Raw genomic sequence first — 23443 nt, 5'->3', positions numbered from 1 at the left:
CAAGCGGGCGGAATGGGGTTTTTCCGGGACACTCCGGCGCAGCCCCGCCCTAGTCCTGCGGTTCCCCCACGCCGGGACGGCGGCGATGCCAGCCCCCTGCCGCCCGGATCTGGGTCGAGCTGAGATCGACCATCGGCACGTTTACGAAACACCAGGCCGGCGGCGCGGCGCGCGCCAGCAGATGGCTGTCGGCACTGGACAGCCGCGCCTGTCGGTAGATCCGAGCCGCCGGCGACATTCGCGCCGAAATCCGGTCGCCCGGCCGCGCCAGCACCCCCACTGGCACGCTGTCCATGATGCGCCGCCAGTTCTGCCAGCGATGCAGCTGCGCCAAGTTGTCCGCCCCCATCAGCCAGACGAAGCGCACCCCGGGATAAGCCCGGCGCAGGGCGTCGAGCGTATCGGCGGTAGCGCGGGTGCCCAGCCGGGCCTCGATATCGGTGACGGTGACACGCGGGTCCTGCATCACCGCGCGGGCCCGCGCCATCCGGCTGGCCAGCGGCGCCGGCCCCTCGGCCTTCAGCGGGTTTCCGGGGCTGACCAGCCACCACAGCCGGTCCAGCCCGAACCGCGTCAGCGCCTCGCGGCTGATATGCACATGGCCGGCATGAGGTGGATCGAAGGATCCCCCGAAAAGACCGACAGCCTGTCCACGCGCGGCGGGGGGATACCCGTTTCTCATGCCCGAACTCCTCTGGCGCGCGACCCTAAGGCGCGTGCTTCGGACGGTCCAGCCGAAACCGGAGGATCGGCGCTCAGGCGTTTTCGGCCCGTTTCATCTTCTGGTGCTCGTCTTCCACCAGGCCAATCTTCCAGTAGCCGGAGATATAGGTGTCGCCCCGGTCGAGCCCCTTCTCCTGATGCAGGAATCCCCGCAGCGCCTTGATCACGCCGCTTTCGCCAGCGATGCAGGTCTGCACCCGGCCGGCCGGCCAGTCGAGCTCGCGGATCATCTCCTCCTGCACGGTAGAGGGCACATGCGGATCGGGCTGCAGCAGCCAATGCTGCTCGATCCCTTCCGGCGCATCGATCTCCTGACGATCCTCGGGGCTGGTGATCTCGAAGATCGCGATCCCCTTGGCATCACGCGGCATCGCCTCCAGCACCGCCGCAGCCACAGGCAGCGCCGACATATCGGCAGCGACCAGATACCAGTCGGCGACGAAATCGGTGATCTTGGCCGGGCCCGGCCCCGCCAGCGCGCAGAAATCGCCCGGCTCGGCGGCCCGGGCGAAGGCGCTGGCCGGCCCGCCATCGCCGTGATCGACGAAATCGACATCCATTTCCAGCAGCTCCGGCCGCCAGTAGCGCACTGTATAAGTCCGCGTCACCGGCCGCTGCCCCTCGCTCAACCGGGCGGCAAAGGCCTCGCGCGCCTCCCCCGGCTCAGGCAGCAGGATCTTGCAGTTCGCCCCCTCGCAGCCGAGCGGCACATTCGCCAGCTCCGGCGCGGTCAGGGTCAGGCGGATCATATTGGGGCTGATCCGCTGCGTGTCCGCGACGGTCACCACCCGGGCCGACGGGCGTTTCTGCGCCGGGCGTCTGAGGTTGGGAATGGACGACGGCGCGGCGGCGGGCGGGGTCTGTGCGGACATGGAACGTCTCTCCTTCTGCGCGATAGGCGCGGCCTCTTATTTCTGAGCATTCAAGTCAGGTTTCAACCCCTGCACCCGGTTTCCGCCGGTTTGGCGCGGCAAATCGCCGAAGATGCCCATTCCTTCGACGCATCCTGCCGAACTGCGTCGCGCCTTTCCGGCGCCCGCCCTTTCCCCCCTTCGGCAGGGCAGGGAATGCGATGCCGCGGCCAAGCCGGATATTGCCCTTGGGCCGCCGACTGGATAGACACCTAAGCCGATGTCCCAAAGCCGGAGCTGACCAGATGGCCGCCTATCAATACGTCTACCACATGCAGGGTGTCTCCAAGACCTACCCCGGGGGCAAGAAGTGCTTTGAGAACATCCATCTCAATTTCCTGCCCGGGGTGAAGATCGGTGTGGTCGGCGTCAACGGCGCCGGTAAATCCACTCTGATGCGGATCATGGCCGGGATCGACAAGGATTTCTCCGGCGAGGCCTGGGTCGCCGAGGGCGCCAAGGTCGGCTACCTGCCGCAGGAACCGCAGCTGGACGAAAACCTGACCGTGCGGGAAAACGTCATGCTCGGGGTGAAGGCCAAGAAGGACATCCTCGACCGCTACAACGAACTGGCCATGAACTACTCCGACGAGACCGCGGATGAGATGGCCCAGCTGCAGGACGAGATCGACAGCCAGAACCTCTGGGATCTCGACAGTCAGGTCGATGTGTCGATGGAGGCGCTGCGCTGCCCGCCGGACGATGCCGATGTCTCCACCCTGTCGGGCGGGGAACGCCGCCGCGTCGCGCTCTGCAAGCTGCTGCTCGAAGCGCCCGACATGCTGCTGCTCGACGAACCGACCAACCACCTCGACGCCGAGACCATCGCCTGGCTGCAGCAGCACCTGATCGACTACAAGGGCACCATCCTGATCGTCACCCACGACCGTTACTTCCTCGACGACATCACCGGCTGGATCCTGGAGCTCGACCGCGGCCGCGGCATCCCCTACGAGGGCAACTATTCCGCCTGGCTGGAGCAGAAGGCCAAACGGCTGGAACATGAGGCCAAGGAAGACAAGGCGCGCCAGAAGACGCTGGAACGCGAACTCGACTGGATGCGGCAGGGCGCCAAGGCGCGCCAGGCCAAGCAGAAGGCGCGGATCAACGCCTATAACGACCTGGCCAACCAGTCCGAGCGCGAGAAGATCACCCGCGCCCAGATCGTCATCCCCAACGGCCCGCGCCTGGGCAACAAGGTGATCGAGGTCGAACACCTGTCGAAACACATGGGCGACAAGCAGCTGATCGAGGATCTGTCCTTCAGCCTGCCGCCGGGTGGCATCGTCGGTGTCATCGGCCCCAACGGCGCCGGTAAATCGACCCTGTTCAAGATGCTGACCGGTCAGGAACAACCCGACGCCGGCACCGTCGAATGCGGCGATACGGTGAAGCTGGCCTATGTCGACCAGTCGCGCGACGATCTGAACGCCGACGATACCGTGTGGGAGGCGATCTCCGGCGGCGCCGAGGTGATCGAACTGGGCGACGCCCAGATGAACTCCCGCGCCTATTGCTCCGCCTTCAACTTCAAGGGCGGCGATCAGCAGAAGAAAGTCGGCCTGCTGTCGGGCGGGGAACGCAACCGCGTCCATATGGCCCGGCTGCTGAAGGAGGGCGGCAACGTCATCCTCCTCGACGAACCGACCAACGACCTCGACGTCGAAACCCTGCGGGCGCTGGAAGACGCGCTGGTCGATTTCGCCGGCTGCGCCGTGGTGATCTCGCACGATCGTTTCTTCCTCGACCGTATCTGTACCCACATCCTCGCCTTTGAGGGCGAGGCCCATGTGGAATGGTTCGAAGGCGACTTCACCGCCTATGAGGAAGACAAGAAACGCCGGCTGGGACCGGACGCGCTGGAGCCCAAGCGGCTGAAGTACAAGAAATTCACGCGGTAATTCTGCCGCTGATGTAGCCTCCGGAACGCCCGCCCCTTTCGGCGGGCGTTCCATTTTGCGGCTCCCGGGTCAAAGACGATCCGCCCTCGCCCGGCTCATCCAGCCGCGACCCTCTCCGTTTCAATCAAAACGCGCCCCTTCCCAAACCTCCCTCGCTCCGGCACAATTTCCCAAACCGCCGGAGTTCCCCATGCGCCGCCTCTCCCTGCTGTTCCCGCTCCTTCTCGCCGCCTGCGGCTGGGTGGATTACGACGCCCTTCCGGAGGGGGAGATCAAGGGCACCGTCTTCGTCATGTGGGTGGGGGAAGGATCGGCGACCGAGGGCGCAGGAAAATTCGTCTATGTCCCCAACCCGCGCGATCCGCTGCGGCTGGTGCGGGGCGACGGCGCCGTACCCAAGGAAATCCGGCCCGAGATGATCTATACCGATGGCGGCTCGATCCCCCGCGCCGGTCAGATGTTCAACGGCTTCTCCCCCTGGGGCTATGCGCCGGCCTACATGATCCACGACTGGCTGTTCGTCGCGCGCCATTGCCTGACCGACGACACCCCGACCCAGGCCGAGCGCGCCATTGCCGATATGGAATTCAAGGAAAGCGCCGAGATCATCGGCGAGGCGATCCAGGCGCTGATCGCCTCCGGCCAAGTGGCCGCCAACGATGTGGCGCCGCAGGTGATCGCGGGGGCCGTGGCCGGACCGATTTCCTACAGTCGCTGGCGGGCCGAAGGCGCCTGCACCGCCGATCGGGTCAGCGACGCGCATCGCGCCCAGGCCGAGGCCGCGATCCCCGGCACGGGCCTGCGCGGGCTGCGGGCGATGACCGATGCCAAGGGCGCGCCGCTGGCGCCCGCCCGGATCATCACCACCCTCAGCTTCTGATCCCCCCGCTCCCCTGACCGGGAGAAGGCTGAGGAGTCCCCCGCGAAGAGCGGCTTATGCCCCGATCCAGCCGATGATCTGCGGCTCGCGCATGGCGCCCGATTGGCGCTTCACCTCGCGCCCGCCGGCGAATTCCACCATCGTCGGGATGCCGCGGATGCCGTATTTCATGCCGGCGGCCTGGTGGTCCTCAGTGTTCAGCTTCACCAGCCGCGCCCTGCCCTCCAGGCTCGCCGCCGCCTTGGAGAATTCCGGCGCCATCATCCGGCACGGTCCACACCAGGGCGCCCAGAAATCCGCCACCAGAGGCAAGTCATCGTTCTTTGCTGCCTTGGCCAGAACCGCCGGATCGACCTCGATTGCCTTGGCCGGCAGCAGCGCCTCGCCGCAGGTGCCGCATTTGGCTCCCGCCATCAGCTTCTCCTCCGGCACCCGGTTCAGCTGGCCGCAGTGCAGACAGGTTAGTTTCTTGCCCGCCATGATCCGTTCCTTTCGACAGAAAACACATTCACAAAACCATATAAGTCTGCCGGACCAGTCCGACAAGACGTCCGTCCGGCCCCGGTGATATCGTCAAGTTTGACACAAAAGCCTGAGTTTTCCCATTGTGCAACGCTTGTCTCCCGCGCAGGCTCACCGCATTCCAAAGTCTTAGTTCATCAATTTATCCAAGGGGTTCACCATGGCAGAGCCTATTTTGTCACCCGCCGCCCGCCTGATCCGCCACCGCGGCATCGCCACCCGACACGATCAGCCGGAGGCGCCGTGACATGGAGCTGACCCAGGAGGATCTGGACTGGATCGCGGCCCATCTGCACGATCCCGACACCGACCTGCGGCGCCACCGCCGGCTGTCAGTACAATATCTGATGGCCGCCACCCTCTTCATGGCCGCCGCTCTGCTGATGCAACTGGCCTGGGTGGCCCTGCCGGTCTGGGCGCTCTTCGCCTTCTGGCTGGCGATGCGGCTGCACGCCATGGGCCAGCGACAGGCCCGGCTGACGCGGATCCTCAAAGCGATGGAGACCGCCGGCCTGCTGCCCGGCTGATCCCCGTGGCCACAGCGCCCGGCGCGCCGTCAAAGGCGTTGACCGGGCGGGGCCCTCCGTCCCTATAGTGGGGGAACCAGAAACCACGCCAGGACCGATCATGCAGACCCGCCGTTCCTTCCTGACAACCGCCCTGACCGCCAGCGCCGCCGGTGCGCTGCCGCTGCTGTGGCCCGAAATCGCCCCGGCGCAGGAGCAGGTCTTTGACCCGACGCCGCAATATGTCCGCATCCGGAAAGATTTCCTGCCCGGCCAGATGCTGATCCTGCCGCGCTCCTATTACCTCTACTGGGTGACCGAGCCCAGAACCGCGATCCGCTATGGTGTCGGCGTCGGCAAGGCCGGGCTTGAGTTCACCGGCACCGCCACCATCGACGCCAAGCGGGAATGGCCGACCTGGCGCCCCACCGACGAGATGATCGAGCGCGACCCGCGCAGCTATGGCCGGTTCAAGGGCAACACCTATGTCCAGCCCGGTGGCCCGGAAAACCCGCTGGGGGCCCGCGCGCTCTATCTGTTCCAGAACGGGGTCGATACCTATTTCCGCATCCACGGCACCACCCAGCCCGAGTCGATCGGACAGAGCTGGTCGAATGGCTGCATCCGCATGCTGAATGACCATGTGATCGACCTATATGAACGGGTCCCGCTGGGCACGGTGGTCAACGTGCTCTGACGCACAGACTCTGCGGCGGATTTGCTACGCCCGGGAAAATCGCGGCACTGCCCCCTTGCGTGACATCATCTCGCGTTCCATCTATCGGGCGCAACGTTACGCTATCGACTCTACTGCTCCTACCACAAGGCTCAGTCTTCGATCTTGCTACGACCGAGCCGAGCTGTCGCATTTTGCGGGCAGAGACTTAAACAGGAGAAACGACGATGGCAAACGGCACCGTCAAATGGTTCAACTCGACCAAAGGCTATGGCTTCATCGCACCGGAAGACGGCGGCAAGGATGTGTTCGTGCACATTTCCGCCGTTGAGCGTTCGGGCCTGACCGGCCTGGCCGACAACCAGAAAGTGACCTACGATCTGCAATCCGGCCGCGACGGCCGTGAATCGGCAGTCAACCTGGTCCTGGCCTAAATCACGGCCCGACCCGTCGGAGCGCGCGCTGAACTGAGGCCCGCCCCGAGGTCTGCAGATTTCGCCCCCTTCCGGCCCGCCCGGGAGGGGGTTTTCGTCTCAGCGACCCTGTTCCCGGCTCATTCCACCGCGCCCACCAGCTCCAGCACCCTGGGCCCCAGCGCCGCCACGATCCGCCGGACGCCCTCGGCATTGGGATGGATGCCATCGGCCTGCATGAAGCGCCCCAGCGCCGCCGGATCGCCGCTCTCTCCGGTCAGCCCGGCAAAGAAGCTCTCGGCGTAAAGCGCCCCATGCGCCGCGGCAAGCTCGGGGTACATCGCGTCAAAAGCGGCCTTGTACTCGGGCCCGTAATTGCCCGGCGCCTGCATCCCGATCAGCAGAACCCTGACCCCGGCCGTGTCCGCAGCGGCCAGGATCCGATCCAGATTGGCGCGCGAGACGGCCGGATCGATCCCCCGCAACATATCGTTACCGCCCAGCGTGACGATCATCGCATCAACCTCCGGGCTCAGCGTCCAGTCCACCCGGGCGGCGCCACCGGCCGTGGTATCGCCCGAGACCCCGGCATTGATCAGCACCACCTCTGCGCCTTCTGCCCGCAGCCAGCGCTGCATCTGCGGCACGAAGCCATCGGCCTCCGGCAACCCGTAGCCCTGCGTCAGACTGTCGCCGAGGGCGGCCACCGTGACCTCGGCCCGCACCGCCTGCGCCGTGGCCAACGCGCCACAAAAGGTCAGGATCAATGCCATGACAAACTTGTACATTCAGTCCCGCGCTCCATATCCCAAGAAACCGCCCGCTGCTCAGGACCTGCCGATGCCCGACCCGATCCTCTCGCTCAAAGATGCGGCTTTATCGCTGAATGGCAATGCAGGTCGGGTGGATATCCTGCATGGCATCAGCCTCAGCGTTCCGGCAGGCGAAACCCTGGGCCTGATCGGTCCCTCCGGCTCTGGCAAATCGTCGCTGCTGATGCTGATGGGCGGGCTGGAGCGGGCCACCGGCGGCAGCGTCGCCGCACTGGGCCATGACCTGACCGCGATGGACGAGGATGCCCTGGCACGGTTCCGCCGCGATCACATGGGGGTGGTGTTCCAATCCTTCCACCTGATCCCCACCATGACCGCGCTGGAAAATGTGGCGACGCCGCTGGAACTGGCCGGCCACCGCGATGCCTTCACCCGGGCCGAGGCCGAGCTGGAGGCGGTCGGCCTGGCCCATCGCGCCGGCCATTACCCGGCCGAGCTATCGGGCGGCGAACAGCAGCGGGTGGCGCTGGCCCGCGCCTCCGCCCCGCGACCGCAGATTTTCCTGGCCGATGAACCCACCGGCAATCTCGACGAAACCAACGGGCGCGCGATCATGGACATGCTCTTCGCGCTGCGCGACCGCCATGGCGCCACGCTGGTGCTGGTGACCCATGCGCCCGAGCTCGCCGCCCGCTGCGACCGGGTGGTGCGGCTGCGCGACGGCCGGCTCGACCCCGACGCGGCGCGGGACGCCGCCGAATGAGGGCGCTGACACTGGCGCTGCGCTTCGCCCGCCGCGAATTGCGCGGCGGTGTCCGCGGCTTCGGCATCTTCCTCGCCTGCCTGACACTGGGGGTTGCCGCCATTGCCGCCGTCGGATCGGTGCGCGCCGCGATCGAAACCGGGCTGGCACGCGAAGGCGCCGCGCTGCTGGGCGGCGATGCCGAGATGGAATTCACCTACCGCTTCGCCAGCGAGGCAGAACGCGCCTGGATGGCAGAGACCGCCGACCGGGTTTCGGAGATCGTCGATTTCCGGTCGATGGCGCTGGTCGACCATGAGGGAGAGGCAGAGCGCGCGCTGACTCAGGTCAAGGCGGTCGATACCGCCTACCCGCTGGTCGGCAGTGTCCGGCTTGCCCCCGAGATGCCGCTGGACCAGGCGCTGGCCGGACAGGACGGGCTGCCCGGTGGGGTGATGGAACGGGTGCTGAGCGACCGGCTGGGCATCGCCCCCGGCGACCGCTTCCGTCTCGGCACCCAGGACTTCGTGCTGATGGCGACGCTGTTCAAGGAACCCGATGGCGCTGGGGCGGGCTTCGCGCTGGGGCCGCGCACGCTGGTGGCCACGCCGGCGCTGGCGCAATCGGGCCTGCTGGCCCCCGGTACGCTCTATTCCACCAAATACCGACTGGACCTGCCGCCGGGCAGCGATCTGCACCAGCTGGCCGGCGCCGCCCGCCACCAGTTCGCCGACACCGGCATGCGCTGGCGCGATGCCCGCAACGGCGCTCCCGGCGTGAAACAGTTCGTCGACCGTCTGGGCGCCTTTCTGGTATTGGTCGGCCTCTCCGGCCTGGCGGTGGGCGGCGTGGGCGTTTCCGCCGCCGTGCGCAGCTATCTGGCCGGCAAGACGGCGGTGATTGCCACGCTCCGCACGCTGGGAGCCGACCGGGCAACGATCTTTCTGACCTATTTCCTGCAGATCGGCGTGCTGGCGCTGATCGGCATCGGCCTCGGGGTGACGCTGGGCGGGCTGCTGCCGCTACTGCTGGGGCCGCTGATCGGGGCGGAACTGCCGGTGCCGGCGGTCTTCGCGCTCTATCCCCGGCCACTGGCGGAGGCGGCGCTCTATGGCGCGCTGACGGCGCTGATCTTCACCCTCTGGCCACTGGCCCGGACCGAGGAGGTGCGCGCCGCGACCCTCCTGCGCGAGGCGCTCTCCGGGGCCAGGCTGTGGCCGGCGCCGCGATATCTGATCGCCATCGGCGCGGCACTGGCCCTGCTCATCACCCTGGCGGCGCTCTTTGCCGGGACCTGGCGGCTGACGCTCTGGACCGCGGGCGGGATCGCCGTGGCGCTTCTGGCCCTGGCGCTGGCCGCCGGGCTGCTGCGACACCTGGCTCGCCGCCTAGGGCCGCTGGCGCGGGGTCGCCCGGCGCTCAGATGGGCGCTCGATGCCATCGGCTCGCGGCAGGAGGGCGCCCGATCGGTGGTGCTCTCGCTCGGCCTCGGCCTCTCGGTGCTTTCAGCAGTCGGCCAGATCGACGGCAACCTGCGCCATGCGATCTCCGGCAATCTGCCCGAGGTCGCCCCCTCCTATTTCTTCGTCGACATCCAGAAGGACCAAATGCCCGGCTTCCTCGCCCGGCTTCAGGACGACCCGGGCGTGCACAAGGTCGAAAGCGCGCCGATGCTGCGCGGGGTGATCACCCGCATCAACGGCAGACCCGCGCGCGAGGTGGCGGGCGATCACTGGGTGGTCCGTGGCGATCGCGGCATCACCTATGCCGCCGCCCCCGGCGCCAACACCCGGATCACCGCCGGGCAATGGTGGCCCAGCGACTATGCCGGCGCGCCGCAGATCAGCTTCGCCGCCGAAGAAGCCGCGGAACTCGGCCTGCAGCTCGGCGATCAGATGACCGTCAATATCCTCGGCCGGGACATCACCGCCACCATCACCAGCTTCCGTGAGGTCGATTTTTCCACCGCCGGCATGGGCTTCGTTCTGACGATGAACCCTGCCGCGCTATCCGGTGCGCCGCACAGTTTCATCGCCACCGTCTATGCCGATCCTGAGGCAGAGGCAGCGATCCTGCGCGATCTGGCCGGTCAGTTCCCCAATATCACCGCGATCCGGGTGCGCGACGCCATCGACCGGGTGGCAGAGGTGCTCTCGGGCATCTCCGCCGCCACCCGCTGGGGCGCGGGGATTTCGCTGGTCACCGGATTTCTGGTGCTGATCGGTGCCGCCGCCGCCGGGGTCGGTGCCCGCACCTATGAGGCGGCGATCCTCAAGACCCTGGGCGCCGCCCGTCTGCGCATCCTGCTGAGCTTCGCGCTGCGCAGCGCCATTCTGGGCGGAGCGGCCGGGCTGGTGGCGCTGGCCACCGGGCTGGGCGCGGCCTGGGCCATCACCCAACAGGTTCTGGACACCGACTTCACGGTGATCTGGCCCTCTGCCCTTCTGGTGGTGGCCGGCGGCATCCTGGCCACGCTTCTGGCCGGCCTGCTCTTCGCCTGGCGGCCGCTGGCGGCGCGGCCGGCGCAAACCCTGCGCGCACGGGAATGATCCCGGCGCCAACAACGCGGTGCGGGCCGGGTCAGCGGCCGCAGGTCACCGGTTGCAGCAGTTTTACCAAATCGAGGTTGTCGCAGATCAGCGCATCCAGCGTCACCTCGTCCAGCGAGGCATAAAAGGCCTGCGCCGCATCCATGAGCGCCAGACGCAGCCGGCAGGCGGCCACCAGCGGACAGGTGTTGTCGGCATCGGCGAAACATTCGGCCAGCGGCAAGCCGCCCTCCAGCAGGCGGAACACCTCGCCGATCCGGATGGTTTCGGCCGGCCGCGCCAAGCTCATGCCGCCATTGCGGCCACGCTGGGTATTCAGGTACTTCAGCTGGCTCAGCTGGTTGATGACCTGCGCCAGATGGTTTTCCGAGACATTGCAGCTTTCCGCGATCTCGGCCTTGGTGACCAGGCGATCCTCATGGGCGGCGCAATACATCAACAGGCGAATTGCGATGTTGGTTCTCTTGGTGATCCGCACTGGCGTACCTCTCCGTTGTAGCTGGCTGTCTGCCACCCCGGAAAGGGGCGCCAGGACTGGCTGGGTGAAGAGCTTATGACATCTTTCGCAAAATGGCGGTTTGACATACATCAATCGCGGATTCACGGCAAGCGGAGGCCCGCAGATGGCAGATCCCTATTTCTTCGGCTACGGCAGCCTGGTGAATTCGGCGACCCATGATTTCGCCGATCCGCATCCGGCACGGCTGGCCGGCTGGCGCCGCGCCTGGCGGCACACCGACCTGCGTCAGGTCGCCTTTCTGACCGCGATCCCCGACCCCGGAAGCGAGATCGAGGGCATGATCGCCCATGTCCCCGGTGGCGACTGGGAGGCGCTGGACCAGCGCGAATGGGCCTATGACCGGCTGCCCGCGACAGCGGCGGTGACCCACACGCTCGACCGCGAGATCGAAATCGCGGTCTATGCCGTGCCCGATCGCAGCCGCACCGGCGACGACCGGCGCCATCCCATCTTGATGAGCTATCTCGATGTGGTGGTGCAGGGCTATCTGCGCGAATTCGGCATCGCCGGCGCCGAACGATTCTTCGCCACCACCGACGGCTGGGAGGCGCCGATCCTGAACGACCGCGCCGCCCCGCGCTATCCGCGCAACCAGGCGCTCAGCCCGCGCGAACGTCAGGTCGTGGACGACCACCTGGCCCTGCTGGGCGCGACGGTCGTCCCCGCGGCTTAGGCCTTCGCCCGCACCTTCTGCAGCAGCGGCATCAGCGCCGCCATCTCGGGCCCGTGGTTCATGCCGGTCAGCGCCTTGCGCAGCGGCATGAACAGGCCACGGCCCTTGCGGCCGGTGGCGGCCTTCACCGCTGCGGTCCATTCGCCCCAGGTCTCGGCGGTAAACGGCGGCTCGGGCAGCAGCGTCATCGCCTCGGCGATGAAATCCTTGTCCTCGTCGTCGATCAGCGGCTCCGCCCCGTCGCGGCAGAGCGTCCACCAGCCGTCCAGATCCTTCAGCGTGGTGATATTGTCCCGCGCCATTAGCCAGAAGGGTTCGGCCAGATCGGCCGGCACGCCAAGCGCGTCGATCTCGGCCCGCACCGCCTCCAGCGGCAGCGACTGCAGGTGATGCGCGGTCAGCGGGAACAGGTCCTGAACGTCGAACTTGGTCGGTGCCGCGCCAAAGCGCGAGATGTCGAATCCCTCGATCAGCTCATCGAAACTGCTGCGCAGCTCGACCGGATCTGAGGACCCCAGCCGCGCCATCAGGCTCAAGAGCGCCATCGGCTTCACCCCCTGCTCACGCAGATCGCGCAGGGACAGCGTGCCCAGACGTTTCGACAGCGCCTCGCCCTGCGGGCCGGTCAGCAGCGAATGGTGGGCAAAGGCCGGGGCGGTGCCGCCCAGGGCCTCGATGATCTGGATCTGGGTCGCGGTATTGGTCACATGGTCGGCGCCGCGCACGATGTTGGTCACGCCCATTTCCATGTCGTCGACCACCGAGGCGAGCGTGTAGAGGATCTGGCCATCGCCGCGGATCAGCACCGGGTCGGAGACCGAGGCGGCGTCGATCGAGATCGGGCCGAGGATGCCATCCTCCCATTCGATCCGCTCGCGGTTCAGCAGGAAGCGCCAGACGCCATTGCCCCGCTCGGCGCGCAGCGCGTCCTTCTCCGCCTCGGACAGGTCCAGAGCGGCGCGATCGTAGACCGGCGGCTTGCCCATGTTCAGCTGCTTCTTGCGCTTCAGGTCCAGTTCGGTCGGCGTCTCGAACGCCTCGTAGAACCGCCCCATCGCCCGCAGCTTATCGGCGGCGTCATGATAGCGGTCCAGCCGTTTGGACTGATATTCCATCCGGTCCCAGCTGATCCCCAGCCATTCCAGGTCCTGCTGGATGCCGTCGATATATTCCTGTTTCGAGCGTTCCTGGTCGGTATCGTCGATGCGCAGGATGAAGGTGCCGCCGGACTTGCGGGCGATCATATAGTTCATCAGCGCAGTGCGCAGGTTGCCGACGTGGATGTAGCCGGTGGGCGACGGGGCAAAACGGGTGGTGGTCATGGGGCGTCTCCTGTTGTCGGCCATTTGTCACAGAGGTATGGATTTGTCCAGTTCGGGCCGCCGTTCGGCCATACACGGAAGGGGAGGCCGCCATGCCGATGCCGCACACCTACCGACAGGCCAGCCGCGAATGGCGCGTCATGCTGGACGACGCCAGGGCTCGCATGGGCTGATCTCGGACAATACCGCCTATACCGCGCTGCAGGGGGTGCTCTACGTGTTCCGCCGCCGCGTCTCGGTACAGCAGGGCTCATCTTCGCCCCCATTCTGCCCTGCGTGCCACGCGCTATCTTCGTCGAGAACTGGGATATCTCGCTGCCGCAGCGCCCTTCGGCAGCCGCCAGGAGATGACGGCAGAGGCCAAGGCGCTGCGCCCCCACCACAACCTGACACCCGACAACGCGATCGAGGCCACCACCTGGACCCTGCGCCGCGCCGTGCTGCCGGCCGCCTTCGACAGCGCCGTCGCCGCCTGCCCGCAGGGCGCCGCGGCCTTCTGGCATACCGATGCCGACCCGTCCGAATTGGGCCCGCGCATCGCCTGAGCGAAAAGCCGCGCTTTATATCGCCTCTTTCGCATATCAGCCTCGACCTGTGACGCGGGCAGCCTAGATTCCCGCTCAGTCATTTCAGCGAGGAGTAGACCATGACATTCAGCCTGACCCGGCGTGCCGCTCTGGCCGGCGCCGCCGCTTTGCCCCTGGCCGCCGCCGCCGTGCCCCGGCCGGCCCGCGCACAGGCCACCGCCGGCACCGGCCTGCCCCGCGCCCGCGGCTTCACCCTGGGCGAAATGGGGGTGACCACATTGCTCGACGGCTCTGTCCCGCGCGAAAACCCGCAGGCAATCTTCGGCGGCGGCGCCTCGGATGAGGATTTCGCCCGCGTCTCGGCGGAAAACTTCATCCCCACAGACATGGCGCAGTTCTTCTTCACCCCGACGCTGGTGGAAAGCGGCGGCCGCCGGATCCTGTTCGACACCGGGCTGGGTCAGGGCGGGATCGGCACCGCGCTGGCGGAGGCCGGGCTCAGCCCCGATCAGATCGATCTGGTGGTGATCACCCATATGCACCCCGACCATATCGGCGGGCTGACGACCGATGGCGCGCCAACCTTCGCCAATGCCAGCTATGTCACCGGTCGGGCGGAATACGATTTCTGGTCGAAGGCGGACCCCAGCAAGGGGGTCGGCGCGCTGATGGCGAAGAACGTCGCGCCGCTGGCGGAGAAGATGAGCTTTGTCGAGGACGGGGCAGAGGTCGCTCCCGGCATCACCGCCATGGCGACCTTCGGCCACACGCCGGGGCATATGTCCTACCGGCTGGAAAGCCACGGCCAGCAGCTGGTGCTGACCGCCGATCTGGCCAACCACTATGTCTGGTCCTTCGCCCACCCCGAATGGGAAGTGCAGTTCGACATGGACAAGGCCGCCGCCACCGCCTCGCGCCGCAAGGTGCTGGGCATGCTGGCCGCCGACCGGCTGCCGATGATCGGCTATCACATGCCCTTCCCCGCCGCCGGTTTCGTCGAGGCACGCGGCGACGGGTTCCGCTTCGTCCCGGTGAGCTATCAGATGATGTGATCCGCCCGCCGTCAGACGGGAGGTGCCCGAACCGGGTGCCTCCCACGCCGGGCGGGGTCAGAACCCCTTGTCGAGCGTGACGCGGCTGCCGTCGCTGAACCGCGACAGCCGGAACGGGGTCGGGTCCACCACTGGCGCCGCCCCGGTCACCAGATCGGCCATCAGTCGCCCGGCCCCCGGCCCGATGCCGAAGCCATGGCCGGAGAAGCCGGTGGCGATATGCATCCCGGCCATCCCCTCCACGGCTGAGATCACCGGCACCGCGTCCGGCGTCACATCGATCATGCCACCCCAGCTTTGCAGCATCTGCGCGCCCTGCAGCAGTGGGAAGGCCCGCTGCGCCTCGGCCCAGCAGGATTTCAGCACCTTCTCCGACGGCGCGGGATCGAGAACGCGGCAGGTTTCGAAGGGCGTCACATCGCCGGGCGCCCAGCGGCGCGGCATCCTCGCCTCCTCGCGCCAGCGACCGCTCAGCCGGAAGCTAAGGCTCGACCATTCGTGGAACAACGCCGGCAGGAACGCCCGCATAAGCCGGAAGCTGTCAGGCACCAGATCGCAGGTATTCTCCACCCCGGAGGCGACGGTATAGCCGCCATCGGCGCGTTTCCTCAACGCGAAGCGATCGGCCCAGACCGACACCTCCGGCCCGCCCTCGACCGCAGAGGTCCGCATCACCGTGTTCAAAAGCTTGAGCTGCGGCAGCGCGATCCCGGCATTGCCGGCAAAGAGCCGCGACCAGGCCCCGCCGGCCAGCACCACCGCCTCGCAGGCGACGCGGCCCCTTTCGGTGAAGACCCCGGAAATCCGCCCGGCGGCCAGATCGACGGCCCGCACGGCGCAGCCGGTCAGCACGGCGGCCCCGGCGGCGCGCGCGCCCTCGGCCACGGCGGGAGCGGCCCATTGCGGCTCGGCCCGCCCGTCCAGCGGTGTATGGAGCGCGCCCTTCAGCCCGATCTGCCGCCCCGGCAGCAGCCCGTCCAGGTCCGCGCCAGAGACCATCCGCGCCTCGATCTGATATGGCCGCAGGTTTTCCGCCCAACGCTCCTGCTGCCGAAAGGTCTTCGTATCGGCGGCGGTGAACAGGATGCCGGCGCGGCGATAGCCGGTGGCGCCGCCGACGCGGGCGTCCAGCCCCTCCCACAGCCGCAGCGCCTCGATCATCAGCGGGATCTCGCGCGGATCGCGCATCGACAGACGCACCCAACCCCAGTTGCGGCTGGATTGCTCCCCGCCGATCTCGCCCTTTTCGCAGAGCAGGACGGACAAGCCGCGCTCCGCCAGCTCAAGCGCGGTGGAGGTGCCGACGATACCGCCGCCGATCACCACCACATCGACACGCGGCGGCAGATCGGGATCGGAAACAAAGGGGGTCAACTGAGGTCCGGGCATGGCGCGACTATAGGACCGGCGCCAGCGGGCGCATCACATTTTCGCAGGTCCCTGTGGAACCGGCGCGGGTGTCGTAACGGCAACCGCCTTCGGCTGCCGCGGCTGCACCAAAGTCAGCCCCAGAACAATCACCGCCAGCGCCGCCCAGACCCAGACCGAATGCCGTTCGCCGAAGAACGCCATACCCAGCAGAACCCCGGTGCCGGTCATCGCATAGCCGACCTGGGCGGCGAACACCGGCCCGGCCCGGCCGATCAGCCAGATATAGCCGGCATAGGCCACCATGTTCAGCGCGGTGATGCCCAGCACCGCCAGCTCCGGCGGGCCGAAAACCGTGAGATCGAAACCGGCGCCCGTCACCAGCATGACCGGCGTCAGCAGCGCCAGCGCCCCCCAGCTCAGCCCGCAGAGCGTGGACAACGGGCCGAGGTCGCGGATCTCGGACTTGGCGATGACGATATTCTCGCCGGAATAGGAAATCGCCACCGCCAGCGGCGCCAGGATCCAGATCGCCTGCGACGGGTCCGGCAGGCTGCTGCCCGGCAGCACGATCAGCGCCACGCCCGCGGCACCCAGACCCAGCCCCAGGACCCGGCCTGCCGACGGGGCCTCCAGCCCCAGCGGCCAGGCCAGCAGCAGCGTCACCATCGGAATCGCCGACAGCAGCATCACCGTGACGCCGACCGGCAGATGCGCATAGGCGGTATAGGAAAGGCTGCTGGGCAGCGCCGTGCCCAGCAGGCCGCAGACCAGAAAGAACCGGATGTGGCGCGGACTGAGGGGCAGCCGCCGCCGGCGCAGAACCTGAATCGATGTCGTCACCAGCGCCGCCAGCAGCGTGTTCCAGAACGAGATCCCGATGGCGCCGTGCCCGGTGGAGACCGCCAGTTTGGACAACGGTCCGGTCGCCCCCCAGCACAGCCCGACCCCGAGCACGGCAAGCCAGAGCCGCAGGGTCGAAGGCGCCAGGCCCTGCAATGCGGGATGATGAACCACCGGCAAACCCTCCTGAACCGTCAATGAGCCCCCCCGTCGAACGGGTCCCCTCAACCAGCGCCGGAGCCCTGACCTCTGTCAAGCCTGACCACGCGGCTCAGGACGGATCGCGCCAGCGGTTGACGATGGGATAGCGCCGGTCCAGCCAGAACGCCCGTTTGGTCAGCCGGGCCCCGGGCGCCGACTGGAAGCGTTTGTATTCGCTGATATAGAGCAGATGCTCCACCCGTTTGGCGGTGGCCCGATCGAAGCCGGCGGCGACGCAATCGGCGATGGATCCGTCCTGATCGACCAGAATATCCAGGATCGCATCCAGTTCCGGATAGTCCGGCAGGCTGTCGCTGTCCTTCTGGTCGGCGCGCAGCTCGGCGCTCGGCGGCTTGTCGATGACACGCGGCGCGATCACCTCGCCCGCCGGTCCCTTCATCCAGGGCCGATGGTTGGCGTTGCGCCAGCGGCAGGTCTCGAACACCCGGGTCTTGTAGAGATCCTTGATCGGGTTATAGCCGCCAGCCATATCGCCGTAGATGGTGGCATAGCCCACCGCCACCTCGGATTTGTTGCCGGTAGTCAGCAACATCTCGCCGAACTTGTTCGACAGCGCCATCAACAGCAGACCGCGCAACCGCGACTGGATGTTTTCCTCGGCCAGGTCGGGCTCCCGCCCGGCGAAGAGCGGCGCCAGCGTGTTGGTGATCGCCGCCCGGCCCTCGGTGATCGGCACATAGTCGTAGCGACAGCCCAGGGCCTTGGCGACGGCCTCGGCATCCTCCAGCGACTCCGGGCTGGTGTATTCCGACGGCAGCATGACGCAGCGCACATTCTCCGCCCCCAGCGCATCGACGGCAATGGCCGCGACAATGGCCGAATCGATCCCGCCCGAGAGGCCCAGCAGCACCTTGGAGAAGCCGGTCTTGCCCATGTAGTCGCGCAGCGACTGCACCATCACACGATAGTCCTGCTCCCATTCGGAGGCATGGACATGCTCCTCGCCTCGCAGGATGCGCCAGCCGTCCGGGCCGCGCGCCAGATCGACATGCACCAGCGCCTCGTCGAACTGCGGCAGCTGAAACGCCAGCTCACCGCCCGGGTTCAGCCCGAAGCTGGCGCCGTCAAAGACCTGATCGTCCTGACCGCCGACCATGTTCAGATAGATCAGCGGCAGCCCGGTCTCAACCACGCGGGAGACCATATGCGCCAGCCGGACGTCGTGCTTGCCGCGATAATAAGGCGACCCGTTGGGCACCAGCAGGAATTCCGCCCCGGTCTCGGCCAGCGTCTCCGGCACTTCCTCATGCCAGGCGTCTTCGCAGATCGGACTGCCGATGCGGGTATTGCCCACCGAATAGGGGCCGCCGAGCGGACCGGAATCGAAGATCCGCACCTCGTCGAAGACCAGCTCGTTGGGCAGGTTGTGCTTCAGCATCCGGCTGGCGATCTTGCCGCCCTTGAGGATGAAATAGGCGTTGAACAGCTGGCCGTCCTCGACCCAGGGGCCGCCGATGGCCAGGGCCGGACCGTCGGTGATCTGCGCCGCCAGCGCCTGAACCTCGGCAATGGCATCGCGGTGAAACGCCGGTTTCATCACCAGATCCTGGGTGTTGTAGCCGGTGATGAACATCTCCGGCAGCGCCACCAGATCGGCCCCCGCCGCGCGCCCCTCCCGCCAGGCCGCCAGCGCCTGCGCCGCATTGCCCTTCAGGTCGCCCATCACCGGGTTGGCCTGCGCCAGCGTGACACGGAACCGGTCCGACATCGCCTCTTGCATCCTGTCCTCGCGTCTTTCTTCGTCGCAAATGCCCTCAAGGCCATTTAACAGATCCCGCCCCGAGGGGAAGGCCACAGCCGCAAAGTCACCGCAAAAGACATTGCCTGTCCCCTGCCCCTCGCCTAGTTTCTAGAGGCGCCGCAGAGCAGTCAGAGCGCAGCACAGCGGCAGTCGAGGCAAGCAGGATATCCGATGAAACAGTTTGGCAAGGCATTGGCGGCGGCAGCGACCGGCCTGGCACTGACCGGGGCGCTGGCCGGCACGGCAGCGGCGCAGGACGGTCAGGTTCTGACCACCGAAGACGATATCGGCGGCGTCTACGAGGGCACTTTCCGCGGCGGATTGCAGCACGGCAAGGGCACCTACCGTCTGCCCAACGGCTATGAGTACAGCGGCGACTGGGTCGATGGCGAGATCCGCGGCAAGGGCACCGCGCGCTTCCCCAACGGCTCGGTCTACGAGGGGGATTTCGCCAAGGGCAAACCCAACGGGCTGGGCAAGATCACCTTTTCCGACGGCGGCACCTATGAGGGCGAATGGGTCGATGGGGTGATCAACGGCCAGGGCGTGGCGACCTATGCCAATGGCGTGCGCTACGAGGGCAGCTTTCTGAACGCTCAGCACAATGGCTACGGGGTGATGACCAGCCCCGGCGGATACGAATATCGCGGCGACTGGGTGAATGGCGAAAAACAGGGCCACGGGGTGATCACCTATCCCGACGGCGCCATCTACGACGGCGAGATCAAGGCCGGCCAGCGCGACGGCCAGGGCACGCTGACGCTGCCCGACGGTCTGACCTATGTCGGCACCTGGGTCGATGGCCAGATCAGCGGCAAGGGCACGCTGACCCAGCCCAACGGCGATATCTATATCGGTGAGCTGGTCGCCGGCCGGCGCGAGGGCAAAGGCAAGGTCACCTATGCCAACGGCGACACCTATGAGGGCGATTTCGCCGACGACCGCCGCCATGGACAGGGCACCTTCACCGGTCAGGACGGCTATGTCTACACCGGGTCCTGGGTCGCCGGGCAGATCGAGGGCCAGGGCCGCGTCACCTATCCCGACGGCTCGATCTACGAAGGCCAGTTCCGCGCCGATCTGGCCGATGGCACCGGCAAGATCACCTATCCCGACGGCTCGACCTATGAGGGCGAGTGGAAGGCCGGGGTGATCGACGGCGAGGGCACCGCCAGCTACACCAACGGCATCACCTACAAGGGCGGCTTCAAGAACGCCAAGAACGACGGCTACGGCGTGATGACCTATGCCGACGGCTACCGCTACGAAGGCGACTGGAAAGACGGTCAGCGCCACGGTCAGGGCAAGGCCACCTATGCCGACGGCTCGGTCTATACCGGCCAGTTCGTCGGCGGCCAGCGCGATGGCGAGGGCGAAATCGCGATGGCCGACGGCTTCCGCTACAAGGGCCAGTGGTCGGGCGGCGAGATCAACGGCCAGGGCGTGGCCACCTATGCCAATGGCGATGTCTACGAAGGCATGTTCCGCAACGGCAAACGGCAGGGCGAGGGCACCATGCGCTATGCCACCGGACAAGAGGCCAGCGGCACCTGGGAAAACGGCGCCCTGAAGAACGGCGGCTGAGCCGGACACAGAGCGGTAAATCGCGAAGACGGAAAAGGGGGCCCTGCAAGGCCCCCTTCGGTCTTTCGGCGGCTCTCAGGGCCAGCCGGATCGGGCGCCTCAGCGGCCCATGGCATAGAATTCGTCGTTGGGCCGCATGCTGGTGACATTGGCCATCCGGTTCGACAGCCCGAAGAAGGCGGCGATGCCGGCGATGTCCCAGACATCCTCCGGCTCGAACCCGTGGCCGGCCAGGGTGTCGAAATCCGCCTCGCCGACCTGATGTGCCTCCTGCGACACCTTCATGGCGAAATCCAGCATCGCCCGCTGCCGCGGAGTGATATCGGCCTTGCGATAGTTGACCGCAACCTGATCGGCGATCTGCGGGTTCTTCGCCCTGATCCGCAGGATCGCCCCATGCGCCACGACGCAATACTGGCACTGGTTGGCGTTCGAGGTCGCCACCACGATCATCTCACGCTCGGCCTTGGTCAGATTGCCGGGCTTGTCCATCAGCGCATCGTGATAGGCGAAGAAAGCACGGAATTCGTCCGGCCGATGGGCCAGCACGAGAAAGACATTGGGGATGAAGCCGGATTTCTCCTGCACCGCGAGAATGCGGTTGCGGATATCCTCCGGCATCTCATCGAGAGCGGGCACCGGAAAGCGGCTGATCGGGGCGGATGTCACGGGGTAAACCTCCTGTGGGGTAAAATCATCGTCTGGGTATATCTGGAAACGGACGCAGCACGGCGGCGGCACCAAGGCCCCGCCCGCCCCCTCCTTCCGGGGGCCGGTCCTGCGCGGCGCCGTGCGGGCTCAGTCGCTGTCGTGTGATCTGTTCATGGGTCTCCTCCCCCAAATTGTCCGGGTTCAGGGCGCGTTGCCGGTCAGGCCGGCGAAATAGCCCCTTGCGAAAATCTCCAGCGGGGCCGCGCGACGCTCCAGCTTGGCGCGCAGCACCGCCCCCTCCCATCCGATCCAGAACACCGCCGCCAGCTCGTCGCAGTCGCGCCCGGCGGCGATCTCTCCGGCGGCCTGGGCCCTGCGCAGACAGGCGGCGGTCCGCGCCTGCCAGTCATCGAACACCTGCATCAAAGCGGCGCGAAACGATTCCGGCAGCGTCCCCATCTCCTGCCCCAGATTGCCGACCAGACAGCCCCGGGCGAAACCGTGACGCGCCATGCCGTCGCGGGCATCCTCGGTGAAATTCACCAGCCGTTGCAGCGGTTGCACCGTCTCGTCCAGGAACCAGCGGTCCAGCTTGCGCGCGAAATAGCCGGCGTAGGCGGCGATCAGCTCCAGCCCGAAGGCCTCCTTGCTGGCGAAATAGTAGTAGAAAGAGCCCTTGGGCATCGCCGCCGCCTGCAGGATTTCCTCGATCCCGACCGCGGAAAAGCCCTTTTCCGTCAGCGTCGCGACACCGGCGCGGATCAGCCTGCCACGTGTTTCCGTCAGCTCCGCCTCCGTCTTGCGGGGGCGGCCACGCTTGCGGGGGGCGGCTTCGGTCCGGGTCATACAGGTTTATTAGACCGAACGTCTAATAAAATCAACGCCCGGCTTTTCCCGCCGTCGCTGCTGCCTGCTATTCCCCCTTCAGCTTGTGGATTTTGGCCAGCTTCATCACGAACCGCTCATAGAAGGGTTCGCTCACCCCGGTGCGAATCTTGCGCATGAAATACCATTCGAAGACCAGCTTCGCCCAATGCACCCAGCGCCCTTCGGAGGCCCAGTTGAGATTGCGCGGCGGCAGCTGCGGCATTGCCAGGAAGGCCGCGCCCCGGTCGCCGAAATCCGCCAGGCACAGCGCGTTCCAGGTCGGCTGATAGACCGGCTCCTTGCCCTCGATCAGCAGCGGGATGTTCCGCGCCGTCGCCGTCACCATGCTTTCGATCATAAAGCCGGTCTTCGGCACACCGGTCGGCACCGGGGTCGGCTCCGGCGGCGCGATGGCGATGCAAACCCCGATCCCGAAGATATTGGGATAGGTCGGGTTGCGCTGATAATCGTCGGTGATCACGAAACCGCGCGGGTTCACCAGCCCCTCGATCCCCATCAGCGCCGGGATACCGCGGAAGGCCGGCAGCATCATGGAATAGGAGAAAGGCAGCTCGTAGGTCTTCCTGTCGGCGCCATCGTCGTCCACCTGGGTCACAAAGGCGGTACCATCGGCGAATTTGTCGACCCGGGCATTGGTGATCCACTTGATGTCGCGATCGCGCATGATGCTTTCCATCATGCCCTTGGTATCGCCCACCCCGTTCAGCCCCATATGGCCCACATAGGGTTCCGAGGTCACAAAGGTCATCGGCACCTTGTCGCGGATCTTGCGCCGGCGCAAATCGGTATCCAGCGTCATGGCGTATTCATAGGCCGGTCCGAAGCAGGAAGCCCCCTGCACCGCCCCCACCACGATGGGGCCCGGGTTGGCGCAGAACGCCTCCCAGTTCCGGCTCGAGATCTCGGCGTCCTCGACATGGCAGATCGAATTGGTCAGCCCCTGCGGCCCGAAGCCCTCGATCTCGTCAAAGGCCAGATCGGGGCCGGTGGCGATCACCAGATAGTCGTAGTCGACCTCCCGGCCGCTGGCGAGCCGGATCCGCTGCGCCTCGGGGTCGAGCCCGGTGGCCGCGTCGCAGATGAATTCGATGCCGCGCCGGTCCATCACCGGTGCCAGATCGATGGTGATCTCCTCCTTCTTGCGCCAGCCGATCCCGGCCCATGGGTTGGAGGGGGTAAACTGGAAATAGGGCTTGTTCGATATCACCGTGACCCGATCGGTCTCGGCCAGCGACTGGCGCAGCTCATAGGCCTGAATGGTGCCGCCCAGACCGGCGCCCAGGACAACGACATGTGTCATCTTCGATCCTCCTCATCAACGGCCCTCCGTCGCCCTTGAGACGACTCTCCCCTGCCGTTTCCGGGTCGGGGCCACCGCGGATTGCCGCCACCCCTCCTCTTGAACATATGCAAAAATCATAACCTGACAATCGCCCGCGGTTTCTGACCAGGATCA

General features: G+C 66.7%; 23 protein-coding genes. 11 read left to right on the top strand and 12 right to left on the bottom strand.

The genetic code is table 11. The annotated features are described in order from the left end of the window. Positions 1-49: 49 nt before the first annotated feature. Both QO033_RS18210 and QO033_RS18205 read right to left on the bottom strand, forming a co-directional pair. On the bottom strand, positions 50-682 hold the full coding sequence (locus tag QO033_RS18210) for a nicotinate-nucleotide adenylyltransferase (RefSeq protein ID WP_284482392.1): 633 nt from the start codon (positions 680-682) through the stop codon (positions 50-52). A gap of 73 nt (positions 683-755) precedes the next feature. Beyond that, entirely contained in the window at positions 756-1595 is an 840-nt protein-coding gene (locus QO033_RS18205) for a siderophore-interacting protein (RefSeq protein ID WP_284482391.1), read from the bottom strand. 284 nt (positions 1596-1879) lie between these two features. Between QO033_RS18205 and ettA the strand changes: the two genes are divergently transcribed. Together ettA and QO033_RS18195 are read left to right on the top strand one after the other, a co-directional pair. Then, positions 1880-3535, top strand: a complete 1656-nt coding sequence (gene ettA / locus QO033_RS18200) for an energy-dependent translational throttle protein EttA (RefSeq protein WP_284482390.1) — start codon at positions 1880-1882, stop codon at positions 3533-3535. 190 nt (positions 3536-3725) lie between these two features. Further along, entirely contained in the window at positions 3726-4415 is a 690-nt protein-coding gene (locus QO033_RS18195) for a hypothetical protein (RefSeq protein WP_284482389.1), read from the top strand. A 54-nt stretch (positions 4416-4469) separates the two neighbouring features. Here the strand turns inward: QO033_RS18195 and trxC are convergent, their stop codons facing one another. Then, positions 4470-4895: a thioredoxin TrxC gene (gene trxC / locus QO033_RS18190; protein WP_284482388.1), complete on the bottom strand. Its 426-nt coding sequence runs from the start codon at positions 4893-4895 to the stop codon at positions 4470-4472. A 290-nt stretch (positions 4896-5185) separates the two neighbouring features. Between trxC and QO033_RS18185 the strand changes: the two genes are divergently transcribed. The 3 genes from QO033_RS18185 (at position 5186) to QO033_RS18175 (ending at position 6553) form a co-directional block, all read left to right on the top strand. Further along, positions 5186-5464, top strand: a complete 279-nt coding sequence (locus tag QO033_RS18185; RefSeq protein ID WP_284482387.1) for a hypothetical protein — start codon at positions 5186-5188, stop codon at positions 5462-5464. 100 nt (positions 5465-5564) lie between these two features. Beyond that, positions 5565-6140 carry a L,D-transpeptidase gene (locus QO033_RS18180; RefSeq protein ID WP_284482386.1) on the top strand — a complete coding sequence of 192 codons (576 nt, stop codon included), beginning with the start codon at positions 5565-5567 and terminating at the stop codon, positions 6138-6140. A gap of 206 nt (positions 6141-6346) precedes the next feature. Continuing rightward, the gene (locus QO033_RS18175; RefSeq protein WP_284482385.1) at positions 6347-6553 is read left to right on the top strand and encodes a cold-shock protein; all 207 of its coding nucleotides are present in this window, start codon (positions 6347-6349) and stop codon (positions 6551-6553) included. A gap of 119 nt (positions 6554-6672) precedes the next feature. Here QO033_RS18175 and QO033_RS18170 read toward each other — a convergent pair whose 3' ends face one another. Next, a complete protein-coding gene (locus QO033_RS18170) occupies positions 6673-7305 on the bottom strand; it encodes an arylesterase (protein ID WP_284482421.1) in 633 nt (210 codons plus the stop codon). Positions 7306-7372: 67 nt separating this feature from the next. Here QO033_RS18170 and QO033_RS18165 point away from each other — a divergent pair, with 67 nt between their 5' ends. Further along, positions 7373-8068, top strand: coding sequence for an ABC transporter ATP-binding protein (locus tag QO033_RS18165; RefSeq protein WP_284482384.1), 696 nt, complete (start codon positions 7373-7375; stop codon positions 8066-8068). Beyond that, complete coding sequence (locus QO033_RS18160; RefSeq protein ID WP_284482383.1) at positions 8065-10596, top strand: ABC transporter permease; 2532 nt, start codon at positions 8065-8067, stop codon at positions 10594-10596. Before QO033_RS18165 ends, QO033_RS18160 begins: the two co-directional genes overlap by 4 nt. A 31-nt stretch (positions 10597-10627) precedes the next feature. Here the strand turns inward: QO033_RS18160 and QO033_RS18155 are convergent, their stop codons facing one another. Continuing rightward, entirely contained in the window at positions 10628-11074 is a 447-nt protein-coding gene (locus QO033_RS18155; protein WP_284482382.1) for an RrF2 family transcriptional regulator, read from the bottom strand. Positions 11075-11219: 145 nt separating this feature from the next. Here QO033_RS18155 and QO033_RS18150 point away from each other — a divergent pair, with 145 nt between their 5' ends. Next, positions 11220-11789, top strand: coding sequence for a gamma-glutamylcyclotransferase family protein (locus QO033_RS18150; protein WP_284482381.1), 570 nt, complete (start codon positions 11220-11222; stop codon positions 11787-11789). Here the strand turns inward: QO033_RS18150 and gltX are convergent. Further along, positions 11786-13111 (bottom strand): glutamate--tRNA ligase, encoded by a 1326-nt coding sequence (gltX, locus tag QO033_RS18145; RefSeq protein WP_284482380.1) that lies wholly within the window; start codon positions 13109-13111, stop codon positions 11786-11788. The genes QO033_RS18150 and gltX overlap by 4 nt on opposite strands. A 347-nt stretch (positions 13112-13458) precedes the next feature. On the opposite strand from gltX, the gene QO033_RS18140 reads away from it, so the two are divergent. Both QO033_RS18140 and QO033_RS18135 read left to right on the top strand, forming a co-directional pair. Then, positions 13459-13656 (top strand): DUF2267 domain-containing protein, encoded by a 198-nt coding sequence (locus tag QO033_RS18140; protein WP_284482379.1) that lies wholly within the window; start codon positions 13459-13461, stop codon positions 13654-13656. 101 nt (positions 13657-13757) lie between these two features. Continuing rightward, the gene (locus QO033_RS18135) at positions 13758-14690 is read left to right on the top strand and encodes an MBL fold metallo-hydrolase (RefSeq protein WP_284482378.1); all 933 of its coding nucleotides are present in this window, start codon (positions 13758-13760) and stop codon (positions 14688-14690) included. A gap of 57 nt (positions 14691-14747) precedes the next feature. On the opposite strand, the gene QO033_RS18130 is transcribed toward QO033_RS18135, so the two are convergent. The 3 genes from QO033_RS18130 to QO033_RS18120 form a co-directional block, all read right to left on the bottom strand. Continuing rightward, positions 14748-16079 carry an NAD(P)/FAD-dependent oxidoreductase gene (locus tag QO033_RS18130; RefSeq protein ID WP_284482377.1) on the bottom strand — a complete coding sequence of 444 codons (1332 nt, stop codon included), beginning with the start codon at positions 16077-16079 and terminating at the stop codon, positions 14748-14750. Between the two features lie 33 nt (positions 16080-16112). Beyond that, positions 16113-17075, bottom strand: a complete 963-nt coding sequence (locus QO033_RS18125) for a DMT family transporter (RefSeq protein WP_284482376.1) — start codon at positions 17073-17075, stop codon at positions 16113-16115. A gap of 97 nt (positions 17076-17172) precedes the next feature. After that, a complete protein-coding gene (locus tag QO033_RS18120; protein WP_284482420.1) occupies positions 17173-18831 on the bottom strand; it encodes an NAD+ synthase in 1659 nt (552 codons plus the stop codon). Between the two features lie 204 nt (positions 18832-19035). Here QO033_RS18120 and QO033_RS18115 point away from each other — a divergent pair, with 204 nt between their 5' ends. Continuing rightward, complete coding sequence (locus tag QO033_RS18115) at positions 19036-20448, top strand: MORN repeat-containing protein (RefSeq protein ID WP_284482375.1); 1413 nt, start codon at positions 19036-19038, stop codon at positions 20446-20448. A gap of 99 nt (positions 20449-20547) precedes the next feature. Here the strand turns inward: QO033_RS18115 and QO033_RS18110 are convergent, their stop codons facing one another. The 3 genes from QO033_RS18110 to QO033_RS18100 all read right to left on the bottom strand — a co-directional run bounded on the left by QO033_RS18110 (position 20548) and on the right by QO033_RS18100 (position 23287). Beyond that, positions 20548-21117, bottom strand: a complete 570-nt coding sequence (locus tag QO033_RS18110; protein ID WP_284482374.1) for a peroxidase-related enzyme — start codon at positions 21115-21117, stop codon at positions 20548-20550. Positions 21118-21300: 183 nt separating this feature from the next. Then, positions 21301-21945 (bottom strand): acrylate utilization transcriptional regulator AcuR, encoded by a 645-nt coding sequence (gene acuR / locus QO033_RS18105; protein WP_284482373.1) that lies wholly within the window; start codon positions 21943-21945, stop codon positions 21301-21303. 67 nt (positions 21946-22012) lie between these two features. Further along, positions 22013-23287, bottom strand: coding sequence for an NAD(P)/FAD-dependent oxidoreductase (locus QO033_RS18100; protein WP_284482372.1), 1275 nt, complete (start codon positions 23285-23287; stop codon positions 22013-22015). Positions 23288-23443 lie beyond the last annotated feature (156 nt).

Origin of the sequence: Pseudodonghicola flavimaris (genome assembly GCF_030164425.1) — a bacterium.
Lineage (GTDB): Bacteria > Pseudomonadota > Alphaproteobacteria > Rhodobacterales > Rhodobacteraceae > Pseudodonghicola > Pseudodonghicola flavimaris.
The sequence above is the reverse complement of the archived record's forward strand: the minus strand, read 5'-3'. Positions and strand labels throughout refer to the sequence as shown.

Coding starts and splice junctions, on each gene's coding strand:
- QO033_RS18210 (WP_284482392.1), bottom strand. CDS start 682: ATGAGAAACGGGTATCCCCCCGCCGCGCGTGGACAGGCTGTCGGTCTT.
- QO033_RS18205 (WP_284482391.1), bottom strand. CDS start 1,595: ATGTCCGCACAGACCCCGCCCGCCGCCGCGCCGTCGTCCATTCCCAAC.
- ettA (WP_284482390.1), top strand. CDS start 1,880: ATGGCCGCCTATCAATACGTCTACCACATGCAGGGTGTCTCCAAGACC.
- QO033_RS18195 (WP_284482389.1), top strand. CDS start 3,726: ATGCGCCGCCTCTCCCTGCTGTTCCCGCTCCTTCTCGCCGCCTGCGGC.
- trxC (WP_284482388.1), bottom strand. CDS start 4,895: ATGGCGGGCAAGAAACTAACCTGTCTGCACTGCGGCCAGCTGAACCGG.
- QO033_RS18185 (WP_284482387.1), top strand. CDS start 5,186: ATGGAGCTGACCCAGGAGGATCTGGACTGGATCGCGGCCCATCTGCAC.
- QO033_RS18180 (WP_284482386.1), top strand. CDS start 5,565: ATGCAGACCCGCCGTTCCTTCCTGACAACCGCCCTGACCGCCAGCGCC.
- QO033_RS18175 (WP_284482385.1), top strand. CDS start 6,347: ATGGCAAACGGCACCGTCAAATGGTTCAACTCGACCAAAGGCTATGGC.
- QO033_RS18170 (WP_284482421.1), bottom strand. CDS start 7,305: ATGGCATTGATCCTGACCTTTTGTGGCGCGTTGGCCACGGCGCAGGCG.
- QO033_RS18165 (WP_284482384.1), top strand. CDS start 7,373: ATGCCCGACCCGATCCTCTCGCTCAAAGATGCGGCTTTATCGCTGAAT.
- QO033_RS18160 (WP_284482383.1), top strand. CDS start 8,065: ATGAGGGCGCTGACACTGGCGCTGCGCTTCGCCCGCCGCGAATTGCGC.
- QO033_RS18150 (WP_284482381.1), top strand. CDS start 11,220: ATGGCAGATCCCTATTTCTTCGGCTACGGCAGCCTGGTGAATTCGGCG.
- gltX (WP_284482380.1), bottom strand. CDS start 13,111: ATGACCACCACCCGTTTTGCCCCGTCGCCCACCGGCTACATCCACGTC.
- QO033_RS18140 (WP_284482379.1), top strand. CDS start 13,459: ATGACGGCAGAGGCCAAGGCGCTGCGCCCCCACCACAACCTGACACCC.
- QO033_RS18135 (WP_284482378.1), top strand. CDS start 13,758: ATGACATTCAGCCTGACCCGGCGTGCCGCTCTGGCCGGCGCCGCCGCT.
- QO033_RS18130 (WP_284482377.1), bottom strand. CDS start 16,079: ATGCCCGGACCTCAGTTGACCCCCTTTGTTTCCGATCCCGATCTGCCG.
- QO033_RS18120 (WP_284482420.1), bottom strand. CDS start 18,831: ATGTCGGACCGGTTCCGTGTCACGCTGGCGCAGGCCAACCCGGTGATG.
- QO033_RS18115 (WP_284482375.1), top strand. CDS start 19,036: ATGAAACAGTTTGGCAAGGCATTGGCGGCGGCAGCGACCGGCCTGGCA.
- acuR (WP_284482373.1), bottom strand. CDS start 21,945: ATGACCCGGACCGAAGCCGCCCCCCGCAAGCGTGGCCGCCCCCGCAAG.
- QO033_RS18100 (WP_284482372.1), bottom strand. CDS start 23,287: ATGACACATGTCGTTGTCCTGGGCGCCGGTCTGGGCGGCACCATTCAG.